This window comes from Rothia sp. ND6WE1A (assembly GCF_001683935.1).
GTDB classification, from domain to species: domain Bacteria; phylum Actinomycetota; class Actinomycetes; order Actinomycetales; family Micrococcaceae; genus Rothia; species Rothia amarae.
On record NZ_LXTU01000033.1, the window covers coordinates 1 to 988 of the forward strand.

The 988-nt window shown below is 35.9% G+C and carries 1 protein-coding gene; it reads right to left on the reverse strand.

Annotation, left to right across the window (positions count from 1 at the left end):
- Positions 1–320: hypothetical protein (locus A7E48_RS11345; protein ID WP_233125977.1), on the reverse strand; the 320-nt coding region annotated here is incomplete at its 3' end.
- Positions 321–988 lie beyond the last annotated feature (668 nt).

A 988-nucleotide genomic window follows, 5' to 3' on the forward strand; every position in this document is an offset into this window, starting at 1 on the left:
CTATTATACCGTTCAAGAACTTTATCTAAATCAACGTTTTTACCGCTCAAGAAGCTTTTTGGATTTAAGCTAGTGAGTAATAGTATGAAAGTTTTTGTTTTGACAGTATTCATAAGGAATTTATTTTCTGTAAAATATGATTCACTCAAACTTAAAGAAAAATTTGTCAATTCTGTTGAGTTTGCATCATGCTTGAGCTTAATCATATTGTCGATATCAGTCTTTAAATTACGTTGGACACCGGCTGAGTATCGAGCAGCAAAGCAAGTTTTCCAGAACCAGGTGTTTATTTGAGCTCTCTGAGAATCTTCAATATTCACATACTTTTTGTCAGATGCATAAAAAACTGACAGAGGTATTAATATCGTTGCATATGGCAGGTTTTTTAGAGTAGCAATATTAAATTCTTTTTTAATATGATCAATTGCTCCTGCTATTCCCTTTTCAATAGTTGGAAAATGAGTTCGAATTTCCTCACCAGTAATACTTAAAAGCGCAGTTGCGTTCGGCTCATTTTTGATTACTGCAGCTGCACAACGAAGAATTAAATCAGAGTCTTCTCCGACCTCTTCAAAACCAAAATCTTGTAGTCTTTCTCCAAGTTCTTTGAATTTATTTTGTAAATCGAACTCTTCGCTCCAAGTCCATGCGGCTAACAGTTGAAAAGTATCGAGAGCTACCCCAAGTCTGTTGACTCGTTCAAATACAATACCTACTTTATCCCTGTCATCCGTTTCTATCGATTGTACAGGAACATCTGTTTCCTTAAATACTGCCTGAACTTTATCAATTTCTTCTTGTTGACTGTCAGATAGATTTTTTGTAGCTTTTCGGTATTCTACTGTATCAAAAAAAGTATTAATCGGAAAATATCTTATATCTTCAGGATTTTCGGGTATTGCAGTAAACTTAGAGGCTTATTCAAAAGTCCTCCCAGCCGCATAAAACACCAACCCCCGAACCACCGCAAACACCCGCCCATACACGC